Source organism: Salirhabdus salicampi, assembly GCF_024259515.1.
GTDB classification, from domain to species: domain Bacteria; phylum Bacillota; class Bacilli; order Bacillales; family Alkalibacillaceae; genus Salirhabdus_A; species Salirhabdus_A salicampi.
Genome location: NZ_JANBWE010000003.1, coordinates 149,557 through 165,742 on the forward strand (window position 1 = coordinate 149,557; position 16,186 = coordinate 165,742).

13 protein-coding genes, 1 pseudogene and 1 riboswitch are annotated in these 16,186 nt (G+C 37.8%); of the genes and pseudogenes, 5 read left to right on the forward strand and 9 right to left on the reverse strand.

The features are described from left to right. The 3 genes from NLW78_RS10680 to NLW78_RS10690 all read right to left on the reverse strand — a co-directional run bounded on the left by NLW78_RS10680 (window position 1) and on the right by NLW78_RS10690 (window position 3,572). Entirely contained in the window at window positions 1-252 is a 252-nt protein-coding gene (locus NLW78_RS10680) for a DNA alkylation repair protein (protein ID WP_254497122.1), read from the reverse strand. Window positions 253-431: 179 nt separating this feature from the next. Then, complete coding sequence (locus NLW78_RS10685; protein ID WP_254497123.1) at window positions 432-2,462, reverse strand: TRAP transporter permease; 2,031 nt, start codon at window positions 2,460-2,462, stop codon at window positions 432-434. Window positions 2,463-2,561: 99 nt separating this feature from the next. Then, complete coding sequence (locus tag NLW78_RS10690) at window positions 2,562-3,572, reverse strand: TAXI family TRAP transporter solute-binding subunit (RefSeq protein WP_254497124.1); 1,011 nt, start codon at window positions 3,570-3,572, stop codon at window positions 2,562-2,564. A 367-nt stretch (window positions 3,573-3,939) separates the two neighbouring features. Between NLW78_RS10690 and NLW78_RS10695 the strand changes: the two genes are divergently transcribed. Further along, window positions 3,940-5,280: an amino acid permease gene (locus tag NLW78_RS10695; protein WP_254497125.1), complete on the forward strand. Its 1,341-nt coding sequence runs from the start codon at window positions 3,940-3,942 to the stop codon at window positions 5,278-5,280. On the opposite strand, the gene NLW78_RS10700 is transcribed toward NLW78_RS10695, so the two are convergent. Then, a complete protein-coding gene (locus NLW78_RS10700) occupies window positions 5,236-5,898 on the reverse strand; it encodes a LysE family transporter (protein ID WP_254497126.1) in 663 nt (220 codons plus the stop codon). The two genes, NLW78_RS10695 and NLW78_RS10700, sit on opposite strands and share 45 nt — an antisense overlap. Before the next feature lie 136 nt (window positions 5,899-6,034). Here NLW78_RS10700 and NLW78_RS10705 point away from each other — a divergent pair, with 136 nt between their 5' ends. Together NLW78_RS10705 and gnd are read left to right on the forward strand one after the other, a co-directional pair. After that, complete coding sequence (locus NLW78_RS10705) at window positions 6,035-6,301, forward strand: hypothetical protein (RefSeq protein WP_254497127.1); 267 nt, start codon at window positions 6,035-6,037, stop codon at window positions 6,299-6,301. A gap of 92 nt (window positions 6,302-6,393) precedes the next feature. Then, entirely contained in the window at window positions 6,394-7,803 is a 1,410-nt protein-coding gene (gene gnd, locus NLW78_RS10710) for an NADP-dependent phosphogluconate dehydrogenase (protein ID WP_254497128.1), read from the forward strand. A 50-nt stretch (window positions 7,804-7,853) separates the two neighbouring features. On the opposite strand, the gene NLW78_RS10715 is transcribed toward gnd, so the two are convergent. The 3 genes and pseudogenes from NLW78_RS10715 to ade form a co-directional block, all read right to left on the reverse strand. Beyond that, window positions 7,854-8,471, reverse strand: coding sequence for a cyclase family protein (locus NLW78_RS10715; RefSeq protein ID WP_254497129.1), 618 nt, complete (start codon window positions 8,469-8,471; stop codon window positions 7,854-7,856). Between the two features lie 24 nt (window positions 8,472-8,495). Beyond that, complete coding sequence (gene zwf / locus NLW78_RS10720) at window positions 8,496-9,995, reverse strand: glucose-6-phosphate dehydrogenase (protein WP_254497130.1); 1,500 nt, start codon at window positions 9,993-9,995, stop codon at window positions 8,496-8,498. Window positions 9,996-10,349: 354 nt separating this feature from the next. Beyond that, window positions 10,350-12,016, reverse strand: a pseudogene (gene ade / locus NLW78_RS10725) (adenine deaminase). A 162-nt stretch (window positions 12,017-12,178) separates the two neighbouring features. After that, window positions 12,179-12,280: riboswitch (purine riboswitch) on the reverse strand. 139 nt (window positions 12,281-12,419) lie between these two features. On the opposite strand from ade, the gene NLW78_RS10730 reads away from it, so the two are divergent. Next, window positions 12,420-13,205: a hypothetical protein gene (locus NLW78_RS10730; protein ID WP_254497131.1), complete on the forward strand. Its 786-nt coding sequence runs from the start codon at window positions 12,420-12,422 to the stop codon at window positions 13,203-13,205. 30 nt (window positions 13,206-13,235) lie between these two features. Here NLW78_RS10730 and NLW78_RS10735 read toward each other — a convergent pair whose 3' ends face one another. After that, window positions 13,236-13,895, reverse strand: coding sequence for a type 1 glutamine amidotransferase domain-containing protein (locus NLW78_RS10735; protein WP_254497132.1), 660 nt, complete (start codon window positions 13,893-13,895; stop codon window positions 13,236-13,238). Between the two features lie 219 nt (window positions 13,896-14,114). Between NLW78_RS10735 and NLW78_RS10740 the strand changes: the two genes are divergently transcribed. Then, window positions 14,115-14,936 carry an ion transporter gene (locus NLW78_RS10740; RefSeq protein WP_254497133.1) on the forward strand — a complete coding sequence of 274 codons (822 nt, stop codon included), beginning with the start codon at window positions 14,115-14,117 and terminating at the stop codon, window positions 14,934-14,936. A 24-nt stretch (window positions 14,937-14,960) separates the two neighbouring features. Here the strand turns inward: NLW78_RS10740 and NLW78_RS10745 are convergent, their stop codons facing one another. Beyond that, complete coding sequence (locus NLW78_RS10745) at window positions 14,961-16,124, reverse strand: MDR family MFS transporter (protein WP_254497134.1); 1,164 nt, start codon at window positions 16,122-16,124, stop codon at window positions 14,961-14,963. Window positions 16,125-16,186: the final 62 nt, after the last annotated feature.

A 16,186-nucleotide genomic window follows, 5' to 3' on the forward strand; every position in this document is an offset into this window, starting at 1 on the left:
TTACGAACGTGGATTATGTTCCGCATGTTTAATAAATGTTAATTCATCTTCAACCAATCCGCATACACCGCATTGAACCTTGTAAGAAGGGCCGTTATAACTCATATGAAAAACATCTACATCACCATCTGTATACTCCTCAATAATATTACCTGATTGTGCGTCCAGCTTTACTGGTTTCGCTACTTGTTCAATAATGTTAAACCTAGAACGATTTGTCTTACAGTTTGGACATAAGTATGGGCTGTTCATAGAAATACACCTCCATATACTAGTATTTCCACTTCTATATATATCTTGCATAAATAGAAACAAAAATTGAATGTGCATTCTCATAAGTTAGTCCATCATTTTGACATTTGAAATGAAAATTTTTCATACAAAAAACGTACCTTCCTATATCTACTGACATAGAAAGGTACGCTTTTCACTTAAGGTTGTACTTGTGTGTTTTCCTTTCGTTGCTCACTTGGTCTTCGTGTTTGTACAAACCAAACAATTCCGATTAAAATTGCTCCAGCAATGTCAATGAAATTTCCTGGCGCAATTAACATAAAACCGGCCGCAAACAATGCAAGTCTTTCCCACAATAAAGTTTTTCGTGCAAAATATCCCATTAAGGAACTACTAATACCCATCATACCTAGTAAGGCAGTAATAATGGCTATTGTAACGGTTAATACATTATAATCTCCCGCTAACACGAGGATTGGGTTAAATACAAACATATAAGGGATGATAAAGGCAGCAATAGCCAACTTAACTGCCGTCACCCCAGTTTTAAACGGATTCGATCGGGCAATACCTGCACCTGCGTATGCGGCTAAACATACAGGAGGAGTGATATCTGCCACAATACCGAAATAAAACACAAATAAATGTACGGCAATCATTTCAAGGCCAAATCCGTTAATCAATGCTGGTGCCGCTACGGTAGCTGTAACTACATAGTTTGCGGTTGTTGGTAGTCCCATTCCAAGAATAATACAAGCAATCATTGTAAAGAACAGAGCCAACGGTAGTATGCCGCTAGACAAGGCAATAATGGCATTGGCAAATTTCCCACCTAAACCAGTAATTCCTACAACACCTACAATAATACCAGCTGTTGCCACAGCGGCAATAACAGGGAGTGCTACTCGAGCACCTTGCTCTAACACATATAACGTTTTCTTAATACCCATGCGAGTATCTTTGCTTATCATACTAACAACATAAGCGACGACGATACCCATAATAGCCGCTCGCTGAGGTGTAAAACCTGAGAACAACGTTACGATAATCGCGATTAATGGGAGCAACATATATCCTCTGGAAAAGAACAGCTTTTTTGCATTTGGAAGCTTTTCTTTAGATAGTCCGTAAATTCCTTGCTTCTTCGCCTCAAAGTGAGCTCCCATAAAAATGCCGGAAAAATATAAAATTGCCGGAATTAAGGCTGCTAACATAATCGTAGCATAAGTTGTTCCCGTATATTCGATCATAATAAAGGCTGCTGCACCCATTATTGGTGGCATTAACTGTCCGCCAGTAGATGCGGAGGCTTCCGCTGCTGCAGCGAATTCGGGCTTGAATCGTGCTTTCTTCATCATCGGAATAGTAAAAGACCCTGATGCAACAGTGTTTGCAATAGAACTGCCTGAAACCATACCCTGTAATGCACTAGCTGTTACAGCCGCTTTAGCCGTACCCCCAGTAAACCGCCCTGTTAATGCAAAGGCTAGGTCGTTAAAAAATCTACCGATACCTGAATTTACTAATAAAACACCAAATAATAGGAAGAGGAAAATAAATTTTGCGGAAACTTGAACAGGTATTCCAAATATACTATTTTCTCTAAACCATAAGTCCGTAAAGACTTTTTCGAAGGAGAATCCGGCGTGTGCTAAGATTTGTGAGGGAATTAAGTTTCCGTACATGGCATAAGCGATAGCAATAACTCCAACAATGACAATCGGTAATCCTACACATCTTCTGGTCGCTTCAAGTAGGAGTAATACTCCTAAAACTGCAACGATAACATCTAATGTTTCATAGCCATGTATTCGAGCTCGTAAAATTTCATCAAATTTCATAATTTTATAATACCCAACAAAAATGGCCGTAAATGCAAGTGCTACGTCGTACCAAGGTACTCCTTTCTTGTGTAACCCTCTTTTCGCTGGATAGAGTAAGAAAATCAAGCCTAATGCCGTACCTACGTGTATAGCGCCTTGTATTTGTGATTGTAATATTCCGTAGTAACCAGTATAAAGATGGAACAAGGTTAAATAAATACCAATAAAGGATACAACCCAAGCCCATTTACCAATATGCTTTCGGTATGCACTTTCTCGGTCATACTTCTCTAACAACTCTTCTGGATTTTTTAGTTCACCGTTTTCAGGAGTGATTTCTGGCTTAGTGCTATCCTCATCTAAATTCTGTCTGTTAGTGTACTTCGAGTTGTTTTTCTCAGTCACACCATTCACCACCCTTTCCCAAAAAATGGAATAACGTTAGAAAAGGGCCGGACACACTGTGTCTGGCCCTTAATTCTTCTTAAGCTAATCTTGATAGAATTATTTTAGATCGTCCAAGCTGTTAATACCTGTTGATTCACGAGTAATGATCTGCATAACCTCTGGATAAATATGACCGATAAAGGCAAAGTTTTCAACTGGCTTACCTTCAAAATCAGCTTCACCATTGTAAGCATTAAGTGCTGGTACGTGAACTGTCATACCAAGATCCATGTCTCCTTGCCCAATAGTAGCCAAGTTTTCAACAGATGCACCTGTTTCAGTAGCTGTAACTGTTACGCCATCGATATATTTCGTCCAAAGGTTCGCCATTTCTCCACCTAGTGGGTAGTAAGTACCACCTGCACTACCAGTACCTAGAACTAGTTGACTAGCTGTGTCTGTTGCACTTACGTCCGCAACTTCAGCATCAACTGTTAAACCTTGTTCTTCGTAGTACTTTTTCGCACCAGGGTGAATTGGTAATCCTGGAAGACCGCTAAGGGCATTTTCAAGTGTCATATGAGCAGACTGTGCATGAGTATTTTCGTCTGCATGCTCAACAGAAATACGTGCTAATTCATATGCTACCTCTTCGCTAATTGTATCGGTGTTACCAACAAGGATTGCATATGCCGTAACCGTTTGCACATCCTCTTCTAAAAAGTCATAAGCATCTGAAGAAATAGTATATCCGAAATAGCCAAGGTTTTCTTCTACATATGCAACAGCTTCATCAGAGAGCCCGATTAATTTTGCATCACCAGAAGTAGCTTGCAAGTCGTTTACACTACCAGCTGGAAGCCCTAATAGGCCGAACGAAACATCAATGTTCCCGTCTTGTAGTCCATCTTTTGCATTACCAAAACCTTCTTCATAAGCAGAGAAGTCATCTTCGCCTAACTCGTAAGCTTCAAGGATAACTTTTGCAGCTGCTTGTGTACCACTACCAGCAGGTCCGATAGCTACGTTTGCATTTCCGCCACCGGTACCATCTTCGCTGTTTCCACCACACGCGGCTAATACAAGAGCCATAATGGATACTAGCATTAAAGTAATAGTCTTTTTCATTATTATCTCCCCCTCTTAATATGTAATGATTTCCAACAGTATTATAAAGTCCCATTGGATGTGCAAGTGCAAAATTTTATGGACTAGCACTTTACATAATATATTACCATATAAATGAATTTTGTGAAATATTGTGTAAATATTTTAAGTGAGGATGAATTTGTATTAAGATTGCTAGACGTTGCTATTACTGTGTTTTTCTCTTAAATATTTTATAATACAAATATTAAAATTATGTTAAAAATGTTTATTTTTGGATTTCACTCTCTTTATAGCTTGTTTACATATTTATAAATAATTTTTCAAATGCTTTTTGTGAAACTGGGAATGTTAATGGTGTGATGCAAGAACACGAGGAGGACCAGGAATGAAGTCACAAAAAGCAAACGGAAACAAACACAACATGAAATGGTGGCAATTATCCCTGTTTGGTGTTGGATGTACGATTGGTACAGGCTTCTTTTTAGCCTCAAGTATTGGCATAAAGCTTGGTGGGCCATCGGTACTCATTGCATTTTTGTTAGCAGGGTTAGCAACGTATTTTGTATTTGATGCCTTGTCTAAAATGACAGCAAATGATCCTCAAAAAGGTGCTTTTCGTTATTATGGAAAAAAAGCGTATGGCCATTGGGCTGGCTTTAGTATTGGTTGGGCATACTGGTCCTCAGAAATGTTAATTATGGGAAGTCAGTTAACTGCACTTTCCATTTTCACTCGTTTTTGGTTTCCGAATATTCCTCTTTGGATCTTCGCCATCATATATGCTGTATTAGGTCTTATTGTTTTATTAGCAGGAGGAAAGAAATTAAGTAAGTTAGAAAACGTATTTGCAGTCATGAAAATTGGTGCGATTTTAATGTTTATCGTGATTGGCGTTGTTTTCTTATTCGGTTTTGTTGACGGTGAAAAGCCGATCGAGGTAAAAAAGACGATGAACGATTTCTTTTCTCCTGGGTTTATGGGATTTTGGTCTAGCATGATATTTGCCTTTTACGCCTTTGGAGGCATAGAAGTCATGGGTCTTATGGCAACAGAATTAAAGGAACCGAAGGAGGCCCCGAAATCAGGCAGAGCAATGCTATTGTTACTTACGATCATATATATTTTATCATTGGGACTAGCTCTTCTATTAGTACCTTGGAAAAAGTTCGGTACCGAGGACAGTCCATTTGTCACTGTATTAGAAACCTTTAATTTAACATTTATATCCCATGTTTTTAATGGTGTTCTCATTATTGCCGGTTTCTCAACGATGGTTGCCGCTTTCTATGGTGTAACGACCATTTTAGTTTCTTTAGCTGAGGATGGCGATGCACCACACCTATTTGCGAAAAAAGGAAAGCTTGCCATTCCTATCCCGGCTTTAGCTTTACTTGTTGTTGGCTTAATCGCATCTATTGTTATGGCTCTCGTTTTACCGAAAAAAATTTATGAATATGTTACGACAGGAGCAGGATTAATGCTCTTATATAACTGGTTTTTCATCTTGCTATCAGCCCAAAGATTAAATGATCCTAATACGAAGGAGAAAGTAAAAAATATAGCAGGTATGGGATTGATTTTATTCGGTGTGTCAGGTACGTTAGTTGACGGAATAAACCGGCCAGGCTTTTTTATTAGTATGGGTATCGTTCTTCTAATTGGGATTGTTGTATGGTTTATGTCACGCATATGGAAACGAGAAAAGATGAATGAAGGAAAAATGTAAAATTTCTTGTACACCTTGAATGCCGAAGTAAATGCCAAACCCAATTAACACGATTCCCGATAATACACCAATGTATGAAAGCGTACGTGCTTTTAACCACTTTCGAAAGCCGCTGGATACGGTAGCCATTGTAATGTCCCATAAAAGTAACCCGATTATAATCGCACTGCTGAAAATAAATAAATCTTTCGTACCATAAGATGCAGCTGTTTTGGCAAGTACTGCACCATAGATCCCTAACCAAAAAATAATCGTTAATGGATTGGCGATGGACATAAGGAAGCCTGATAAAAAGGATTGGGATAATGGCTCCTTCTTTCGTTCATTACTCATGCCTAACTTATGGGAACTGGTGAGACTCTCAATTCCAGTGTAAAGAAGGATGAAACAGCCAAACAGCCATAAAAACGATTTTACGAATGGTGTATTAATGACATGGGCTACCCCTAAATAGACAATTAACATATAAATAATATCAGCTAAAACGGCCCCTAATCCTACGAGCCAAGAGTGAAGGAAACCGTTACGAACTCCACGATCAATTTGTGCTGCATTTACAGGACCAATTGGTGCAGCTAAAGATAAACCTAACAATATATAACTGATGAATATACCCATTTCTTCACCCCTTAAAAAATGCTTGTCTTCAAATTTGTATTCAAAAGGAGCAGCTTGTACGACTAATTTTTTTCTGAATAAAACGAATTCGTATGAAACAGCCGTTACGGACAAAAATAAGATAGAGGTGATGGCTGTGGAGGTTAATGAAAGGTTAGAAATTGTTCTGAAGGCTGTGCGTGAGGCAGAGCAGGCTGTAATTGAATCGCAAGCAAATAATAGCCCTCAACAGTTTCAAAGAGCTGAACAGTTGCTCATGAGCGCACAAAAAATGATCAATGCTCTACAAAAGGGCCCGATAAAAGAACAACTGGAAACGAATGTACAGTTTCGTCATGCTAAAGAATTGCTGAAACATTTACATGAGGCCCAGCAATCACTTGAAACAGGGTATTTTTCGTAATCATTTTAATCAAATGTGAAAGAATAATTTCACTAAATAGCTTATTTCATTTAAAATAGAAAAAGTATGAAAAGGAAGGAGTTGAACAGCAAATGTCAAAACAGCAAATTGGCGTTGTCGGCGTCGGCGTTATGGGTAAAAGCTTAGCGTTAAACTTCGAAAGCAAAGGGTACCCTGTTGCCTTATATGACATTTCAAAAGAAACAATAGATGAAATCCTGGAAGAGCATCGTGAGAAAAACCTAGTAGGTACATACGATGTACAGGAATTTATAAACTCACTAGAAAAGCCTCGGAAAATTATGCTTATGGTAAATGCAGGTGAAATTACGGATAAAGCTATTGATTCCTTACTTCCCCACTTAGATGAAGGAGATATTTTAATTGACGGCGGGAATACATATTTTGAAGATACAATGCGCAGAAATAAGCGTTTAGCTGAAAAGGGAATTAATTTCATTGGGGCAGGTGTGTCTGGTGGAGAAGAGGGTGCATTAAAAGGTCCTTCTATTATGCCTGGTGGCCAAAAAGAGGCCTATGAAAAAGTCCACCATATGCTCGAAGGTATTTCCGCTAAAGTAAACGGTGAACCATGTTGTAACTATATTGGACCAGATGGAGCAGGTCACTATGTAAAAATGGTCCACAATGGTATTGAGTATGGTGATATGCAGTTAATATGTGAAGCATATTTCTTCTTAAAGCAAACTCTCCAACTTTCAGCAGAAGAATTCCATGAAATTTTCAGTGAATGGAATAAAGGAGAATTAGACAGTTACTTAGTTGAGATCACAGCAGATATCTTTACGAAAAAAGATGATGAAACAGGTAAACCCCTTGTTGATGTTATATTAGATACTGCAGGCCAAAAAGGTACTGGTAAATGGACAAGTCAAAGTGCTTTAGACTTAGGAGTACCGTTACCAATTATTACAGAGTCCGTATTTGCTCGTTTTATCTCTGCATTGAAAGATGAACGTGTAAATGCAAGTGGTGTTCTTAATGGACCACAAGATAAACCTGAAGTGCCAATGGATAAAGAAGAGCTAATAGAGGCTGTTCGCCAAGCGCTTTATATGAGTAAAATTGTTTCCTATGCCCAAGGGTTTACGCAGCTTCGGTCAGCATCAGAGGAATACGGTTGGGACCTGGATTTTGGAAGTATTGCTATGCTTTGGCGTGGCGGTTGCATCATACGGGCACGCTTCTTACAAAATATTAAAGAGGCATATGATAATAATGAAAATTTACCAAACTTGCTTCTTGACCCATACTTTAAAGAAATTGTAGAGTCTTATCAACATTCATTACGAAAAATTATCGCTGTTGCCGTTGAACAAGGTGTTCCAGTACCGGCCTTTTCAGCAGCAATTTCATACTACGATAGTTACCGGACAGCTACATTACCAGCAAACTTATTGCAAGCTCAACGTGATTATTTTGGTGCTCACACGTACAAGCGAATTGATAAAGAAGGTACGTTCCATACGAAATGGTATTAATAAAAAAACGGAGCCAATTGGCTCCGTTTTTTACTATAACTAAATCTTTTTTATGCTTGTTCAAATAGGAGCACACGTGCAGGAGATGCGTCCGTACCTAGTAATTTTAATGGAGCAGCTACCATGTCGTATGTACCCTCTTCCACTTCTCTGAACGTTAACCCTTCAATCACGATAATATTACTCGCAAATAGTGTCTTATGTGTCGGGTGACCTGGTTGAGCTCTTTCAACACCTAAAGCATCAATCCCCACTCCGCGTATGCCTTTCTCGGCTAAATATTTTGCGCCACTTTCTGCTAAGTAAATAAAATTAAAGTTAAATTCATCATCAAAGGAGTTCTTCGTTTTAAATAAAACGAAGTCCTCTTTTTCGATGTTTAATCCTGTTAGATGTTCTTCTTGAATGCCTTCTTCTACACTCGTTAGGTCAAACACTTTTGCTTCCCCAATTAAGCTTTGTAAATTAACGGCCTCAAACGTTTCCCCATCGTTTATCATATGCAATGGTGCATCAATATGGGTTCCTGTGTGCGCATCCATTGTAATTGTAGATTCTGTTACATGTGCATTCGTTACCTTTTTAAATTTAGGTTGTTTCTCTGGCTTGTTTTTATAAACAGGCATACCTTCATAAACAGGAACTGTAATATCATATACTTTTTTCATGCTATCTTCCTCCTCTATGAGTAGTTAGATTGAATAAGAGCCCCCATCAATAATTGGCCACCATTTAAAACCATCTTTCGCCAATAATTGTTCAGACTCTTCAGGCCCCATTGAACCTGATTTATAGCCTGGAATGTGTCCACCTTTTTCCCAAGCTTTTGAGATGACATCAACGAATTGCCAAGAAAGGGAAACTTCGTCCCAGTGTGTAAAGTTTGTAGCATCCCCTTGAATCGCATCATGAAGTAACTTTTCATATGCTTCAGGTGTATTCACCCCATCGATACAATTGTTGCAGTAATCGAGTTTCACCGGTGTTGTGAGGCCAGTTGCATCCACTTTTTTCCCGTTTAACACGAGAGAGATCCCTTCGTCAGGTTGAATATGAATGATTAACAAGTTAGGGTGCATCTGGTCTTCTTCTTTATAGTATAAGTTCATTGGTAACTCTTTAAATTGGATCACAATTTTTGTAGACTTTTCGGTCATACGTTTACCAGTGCGAATATAGATTGGTACTCCTGCCCAGCGGAAGTTATCAATCATCAATTTTCCAGCTACAAACGTTTCTGTAATAGACTCTGGGTCTACGTTTGGTTCACTGCGATAACCTGGAACTTCTTCGCCCTTAATTTCTCCGGGCGCGTACTGACCACGTACGAAATAGTTGTCCACTTCCTCAACGGAAATGGGCCTTAACGCTCGCAATGCCTTAATTTTCTCACTGCGAATTTCCTCCGTTGTGAGACGAATTGGTGGTTCCATCGCGAGTAGAGAAACCATTTGTAGCATATGGTTTTGAACCATATCACGTAGAGCTCCAGCATGGTCATAATAACCACCACGATCCTCTACTCCTAGTGATTCACTTGATGTAATTTGTATATTTGAAATGTACCGGTTGTTCCATAGTGGTTCGAAAATCGCATTTGCAAAGCGAATGACTTCAATGTTTTGAACCATTTCTTTTCCTAAGTAATGATCGATTCGGTAAATTTCATCTTCCCGAAACGCTTCCCGAATTTCATCATTCAACTGTTCGGCAGATGGTAAGTCATGTCCGAAAGGTTTTTCGATAATGAGGCGGTTCCATCCTTTTTCGTTTGTAACCCCTTCGGACTTTAAGCTGGATGCAATTGTACCGAAAAACTTCGGAGCCATTGCCATGTAAAACATACGGTTACTTGGGATATGGTACTCTTCTTCTAAGTTATGTAGTAATGCGTTTAAGTTTTGATAGGAGCGTTTATCGGTAACATCAAATGCTAAATAGCGGAAATGCTCAAGGAATTCGTCAATATCGTCCCCGATTTCAACCTTAGATTCTTTGATTGAATTTAACACATTTTCTTGGAAAAACTCATCGCTCCATTCTCTGCGTGCGACACCGACAACGGCAAAATTATGGCAAATTTCCCCTTTTTTATATAGGTTATATATAGATGGGAAAAGTTTTCGTTTTGCTAAATCCCCAGTTGCTCCAAATATTACGAGTGTGCAATAGCCATCACTTTTATTATCCACGTTAAATCCTCGCTTTCATTAGTTAATGTCATTGACATAAGAACAACCATACCATTTATCCTTAGGATGTCAACAAAGTACCAGCATTATCCATTTCTTCAGTCAATATAAAAAACGACTACAATCGTACTAGTAGTCGAAATCTTATTCCCCTTATTTTTAAAAATGCCCTTAATACGTCATTTTATAAAAAGTTTTCAGATCAACAGTACTTTGTTTTCATCGATGCACGTTAATGATTGTCCTTTCATATTTTAAACGATACTCAACCATTTTCACAAATGGTAATGCTCATATTACTTAATAAAAGTGTTAATTAGAATCCTAGCCCCATCGAGGGGCTAAGTTCTTTCCTTATTTTACTGCTACATCTATATGTCTAAATTCACTTACATCAAATAAACCGGCATCGGTTAATTTTAATGCTGGTATAACAGGTAAGCTTAAGAACGATAAGGCAATAAAGATGTTTAAATCATCTTTCGTTAAAAGGTGATTTACTTCCTTATTTAATTGGTGCAATGTTTCATTAACCTCTTGATAACTTTTATTAGACATCAGACCACCAATCGGGAGTTCTAATGAACTGACAACGTCTCCGTTATTAACAACGACGAGTCCACCGTTTATATCTTTAATGGTATGAACGGCAGTCAAGATATCCTCATCATTCGTCCCTACTGTCACAATATTGTGAGAGTCATGAGCTACTGTGGATGCAATCGCCCCTGAAACTAGGCCCAGACCTTTTACGATTCCTAACCCAATATTCCCGGTATTATGATGTCTTTCCATTACCGCTATTTTTAATTGATCTTTTTCTGTAGAAGGTGTAAAGTAACCGTTTTTTGTATCAACTTGTTCTACTAACTTTTTCGTAACTAACTGATTAGGAATAACACCGATAATATTTGCTCTATCTTTAACCTCTATTTGTAAATCATGACATTTAAAGTAGGAATTTGTACGGAATTCATTACTGTTTGTTTTTTTGTATCCTTATCCACACGAGTAGAACCTGCATATTCATAATTTTCAGCTACGACTTTTCCGGATTTCAGTACTTTTGTAATCGTAACTTTCTCTAAATCATCTATAAAGAGGAGGTCAGCTTCAAACCCTGGTGCAATAGCTCCTTTATGCTTTAGCTGATAGCAGTCGGCAGCGTTTATAGATGCGAGCTGAATAGCTACAATAGGATTGACTCCACTCTTTATAGCGAGGCGAACATTGTGGTCAATGCTCCCTTCACTAATTAGATCATCTAAATGTTTGTCATCAGTGCAAAATAGGCATCTCTTGCTGTTTGAATTGTTTAAGACAGGAATCAGACTCTTCAAATCCTTTGCCACTGATCCTTCACGAATCATGACATAATAACCTAGAGACAGTCTTCGCTTTGCTTCTTCAGCATTTGTACATTCATGATCGGTTTGAATTCCAGCAGCGCGATATATATTTAATCCTTCATAGTCCAAATTCGCAGCGTGACCATCAATGTTTGTATTATAATCTACTGCATCAATTATTTTATTTAGCATGTGGTCATCTTGTTGCTTAACACCCGGAAAGTCCATGACCTCAGCTAATCCTAGACCCTTATTGTGTGAATAAAATTCCCTCAAGTGCTCTGCTTGTAATTCAGCCCCTGCATTTTCGAATGGAGTCGACGGTACACTTGACGGAAGCATAATACGGACATCTAGTTCGCTTTCTTCTGCATCTTGTAGCATGAAAGATATTCCATCAACTCCAGTGACATTTGCTATTTCATGAGGGTCTGTTATGACTGTTGTAACACCGTGAGCAAGCACAACTTTCGCAAATTCCTTTGGTGTTACCATGGATGACTCGATATGAACATGACCATCGATAAACCCGGGTGAAATATATGCATTATTAGCATCCATTATTTCTGTCCCCTCATAGGTTCCAATGCCTGCAATCATGCCATCAACGATTGCAATATCACCATTGATGATTTCTTGATTAAACACATCGATAATTCTCCCGTTTTTAATGACAAGGTCTGCCTTTTCTTATTTATTTGCTACTTGTATCCGTTTTTTTAGTTTATCTTTCATTAGATTGCTCATCTTATTCCTCCTATAAAAACAAAAAAACTCTAGTTAACTAGAGTTTGACAGGAGAGGACAAATAGAAAATTAATATGTGTATGTTACACGTATTCTATGCTTCCTCGTAGTCAAACTATTTACGGCAGTTTGGTAGAGACTTTTGGACCTTATTCCCAAATTTATACGAGTTTATTGTTTATTCATTTAAATATTTAATACCCAATTCTAAATAAATCTATATAATTGTCAATGAATAACCGTTTATTCTTTTTTTCAGAATAACATGAAATAATAGACGAACGCCTCTAAGCCCTGATGAATAGTTTATTTCTGAGGGGTGATATGTGTGAGTCATTTCGTTATTAATCAAGATCAAACTTCGATTAAGGTAATGGTTCAACAAAACGTACCATTTAGTTACGAATTTTTTATTAATAATGAGAGGGTTAATCCTGTTCATCACGGTAATGAGTATAGAATCTTCAAAGGAGACCTTCGAGCAGGATCATATATGTTAATTATAGTCGTCAGGGATAACAGATTCCCAGGTAGTCCAGTCATTGAACAACGGCTTTATCCGTTTCAAATTATGAATCAACAACCCGAGCAGGAGAAGAGCCGACAACGAGATTTTCGGCCAGGTGACATATTAGTTTCCAGTAAAAATATCAACGATGAAAAATCAGAGTACGTTGGTCATTCAGCTTTAATTGTTAGCCCTACAGAGACAATAGAGTCACCAGGTGGATTCCCGGCGATTGAACGAAAAACGGTTCAAGCTTTTTTACGAAATTATCCAATCCATGCCCATTTCCGTCCGAAGTCACCAGAAATGGGTCAAAAAGCCGCCCAGTTTGCCAATCAATATTTGGCACAGTATCAAAGTAATGTAGCCAATAATATAATGAAACCGGCATTCTCTTTCTCATTAGGAATCGACTTAAAGGATCTATGGGAGTATATATATTGTTCAAAGTTAATTTGGCTCAGCTATTATTATGGGGCTAATTATGAAATGAAAAATGACTTCTTATGGTTTTCACCTGAAGATTTATTTACGAATTTGCAAAAAAATGATGACTTTGAAGTCGTTTATATACACCCAGAAGTAAATTTCAAATGGAATACGTAAAAAGGAAGAAGAGTTAACTCTTCTTCCTTTTTACTGCAACATATTGATTACTCGTAAGGCAATACTCTCACCAGATTGTGGGTTTTGTCCTGTTATAAGTTTTTCATCCGTGACAACGTTATTTGTAAATGTATCTTTCCCTATGAATTGTGCACCTCGTTGACGTAAACGTTGTTCTAATAGAAAGGGTACATAATAATCCAGATGAGCTGTCCGTTCTTCGTCATCGGTAAAGGAAGTTAATTGTCTTCCCATTACAAAATAGTCCCCATTAGAAAGTTTTACATTAACGAAGCCAGCAGGCCCGTGACAGACGGCAGCAACAATACGGTCTGTTTCAGCAAACTGTTGAATGAGGTGCTGTAGTTTTTGGTTATTAGGGAAATCAAACATTGTGCCGTGCCCTCCAGGGAGGAAAATTGCATCGTATCCTCTGTCGCTCACTTCATTTATAGGAGTTGTTTGAGAAAGTTGGTGAATAGCACTTTTCCACCTTTCTTCCGCATCTTCGTCGATACTTCTAGGGTCAATCGGAGCATACCCACCTTTTATACTCGCAACGGTAATATCAAAATCTTCTTTTTGAAAAGCATCAAATGGCTCCGCAAATTCAGATAACCAAACGCCGGTCGGTTTATCTTCCATATGACTATGACTCGTCACAACCATTAACACATTCCGTCTTCCCATATGTATCCCCTCCTTATGCAGTATATATATATTCAATAACCTTACTATTTATATAAAAATCTACATTTTTATGAACTGTATTGAATTAGTTGCTTTCCATACCAGTTGCCAACATAATAGAGTTTATATAAACAGAAAAAATCGATACAATAGGTTTGACCTTGTCAACAAATCATTACTATATATGATGGGTGAAGTGAGCTTAATGGGGGAACGAATATGGAAAGAAAATCTATCTCAATTCTATGTGAAAACATTGTAAATCATAAATTATTTAATGCTTTTATTATTTTTCTAATTTTAATAAATGCAGTAGTTGTCGGTATAGAAACTTATGGGCATTTGTATGAGCGTTATGAACATTGGTTTTATTTATCTGACCGTATTATTTTGTGGCTATTTACAATAGAGATTATGTTAAAGCTTATTGCGGCGAAACCCACATTCCAATTTTTTAAAGATCGATGGAATGTTTTTGACTTTATTATTGTTGCAAGTGGCCATATCTTTGTTGGTTCCCGTTTTTTAACCGTTGTACGTATTCTTCGAGTTTTACGTATTTTTCGTACAATCTCAATTGTTCCATCATTACGCAAGCTCGTGAACGCTTTATTATTAACCTTACCGTCCCTAGGGACCATTTTAATGTTAATGGTTCTCATATTTTATGTATTTAGTGTTATCGGAACAATGCTTTTTAAAGCGATAGCACCAGAGTATTTTGGTACATTACAACAGTCAGCTTTAACACTATTTCAAATGGTAACGTTAGAGTCGTGGGCGAGTGGAGTTATGCGGCCGGTTATGGAACATGCACCATGGGCATGGGTTTACTTTGTCACATTTATTTTAATCGGTACATTTGTCATTTTAAATCTCTTTGTAGGGGTTATCGTCAATAATTTTGAGCGGGTAGAGGCTGAGGAGAAAGCGGAACAAGCCGATCCTGAACAAGAAATGTTGAAAGAAGAAATCCAATTACTACGACAAGAAATGAAAGAATTAAAAGATATAATCCAACAATCAAATACTAATAAATAAGACGAGGCAAATGCCTCGTCTTATTTATTTTGATAGCTTTCGATCATAACGATATGTTGTTATATACGGGATCGTAAAGAGAATGATTATTCCGTAAAATAAAACATGAATGTGGAATTGGTCTACAATAAATCCTCCGATGACAGGACCCATCATTCGCCCTGCTGTACCGACACTATTTATCATACCTTGATAAAATCCGGTTTGACCTTTTGGTGCTAAATCGTTTGCTAAAGTAGGTACGGCTGGCCAAACGAGCATTTCTCCAATTGTTAAAATAATCATGGCTGTTAAAAAGGAATTAAATGACTCCGCCTGTAAAATAAAGATAAAGGAAATTAAAAAGATGGAGTTCCCAATATATATTTGTTGCTTCGGAGATGGAATCCAATTCGTTATAACTCTAATAAGTGGTTGACCTAAGACAATTAATAACCCGTTTACTGTCCATAAAATACTGTATTTATCGATAGAGATACCTAAATCTTGTGTATAAGAGGCGATTGTTGTTTGCCACTGTACATAAGCAATCCAGCAAATAAAAAAACCAAGACTTAATATAAGCAAAGCTCGAAACGCTCTTTTGTTTTCAATACTTCTTCCTTGTTCTAAAACGTTGGTATAAGCGTGCGTATTTTGTTTTACATTCATCGGCTTATAGGTAAACAGAACTAATAAGTAGAAGATGGTGAAAACGAGAGCGTTTGCTAGGAAAATATAGGAAAAAGAGTAAACAGCAATAAACCCACCCAATGAAGCACCAATGGCGACCCCTAGGTTTTGAGCAACATAGATGGAGTTAAATGCTCTCCTGCCTCCCTCTGGCCAAACAGAGCTAGCCATCGCGAACATGGCTGGTCGGACAATTCCAGACCCTAATCCAATGATAATTAGTAGAACTGCATAAGGTAGAATGCTGTGAAAAACCGTTAAGGTAAAGGCTGCAACAAGTGCAATTGAGGCTCCTAATACAATCGTTTTATATCCACCTAATTTATCAAATAGGACACCACCAAATAAGTTGCCTATTATAGCAAAACCTTGATTTAGCATAAGAATAAAACCTGCAAAGGCTAACGATTTGCCAAGTTCATTGTGCATGTATATCGTATTCAGTGGCCAAATAAATGACGCCCCTGTTACTTGAATTGCTGTTCCAATAATTAATAACCATATATGTCTCGGCATAATCAGCGCCCTTTTCCTCAGAAGTTTACTTGAGAAATACTAATATGAATCTGTATGAAAAG

Coding starts and splice junctions, on each gene's coding strand:
- NLW78_RS10740 (WP_254497133.1), top strand. CDS start 14,115: ATGGAAAGAAAATCTATCTCAATTCTATGTGAAAACATTGTAAATCAT.
- NLW78_RS10680 (WP_254497122.1), bottom strand. CDS start 252: ATGAACAGCCCATACTTATGTCCAAACTGTAAGACAAATCGTTCTAGG.
- NLW78_RS10700 (WP_254497126.1), bottom strand. CDS start 5,898: ATGGGTATATTCATCAGTTATATATTGTTAGGTTTATCTTTAGCTGCA.
- NLW78_RS10715 (WP_254497129.1), bottom strand. CDS start 8,471: ATGAAAAAAGTATATGATATTACAGTTCCTGTTTATGAAGGTATGCCT.
- gnd (WP_254497128.1), top strand. CDS start 6,394: ATGTCAAAACAGCAAATTGGCGTTGTCGGCGTCGGCGTTATGGGTAAA.
- NLW78_RS10745 (WP_254497134.1), bottom strand. CDS start 16,124: ATGCCGAGACATATATGGTTATTAATTATTGGAACAGCAATTCAAGTA.
- NLW78_RS10735 (WP_254497132.1), bottom strand. CDS start 13,895: ATGGGAAGACGGAATGTGTTAATGGTTGTGACGAGTCATAGTCATATG.
- NLW78_RS10695 (WP_254497125.1), top strand. CDS start 3,940: ATGAAGTCACAAAAAGCAAACGGAAACAAACACAACATGAAATGGTGG.
- NLW78_RS10690 (WP_254497124.1), bottom strand. CDS start 3,572: ATGAAAAAGACTATTACTTTAATGCTAGTATCCATTATGGCTCTTGTA.